The following is a 315-nucleotide window of genomic DNA, read 5'->3' on the forward strand; positions in this document are numbered from 1 at the left end:
TCTGTTTTCATGATTTCTTCTCTCATCGCTGCAGCCCGCCTGAGGCCGGAATCCAGGGATACCGCTTCATGACATCCTGCTCGAAGGCTTCCAGGTACCTCATCTCCTCTGTAATTGTTTTCATATCCAGACGCTTTACGATCTCATTGATCAGCACTTCCCCTTCATCTGCCAGTTCTTTTCTTCTGGCGGCATCCGGAATCGCCGGTGTACTCATATGATCCTTCGCATCACCGAAGCAGTATCCGATGCTGCCGCTCTGGTAAGCCAGGCTGAACAGATGGTCAATCTGTTTCGTCGTCTGAGGTTCCTTAT

Annotated in this window: 1 pseudogene; it reads right to left on the minus strand. The window is 50.5% G+C overall.

The annotated features are described in order from the left end of the window. Positions 1–22 precede the first annotated feature (22 nt). Positions 23–315: pseudogene (locus NE473_RS30810) on the minus strand (creatininase family protein); the annotation flags it as partial.

This window comes from Hungatella sp. SL.1.14 (assembly GCF_024460495.1).
GTDB lineage: Bacteria > Bacillota > Clostridia > Lachnospirales > Lachnospiraceae > Hungatella > Hungatella hathewayi.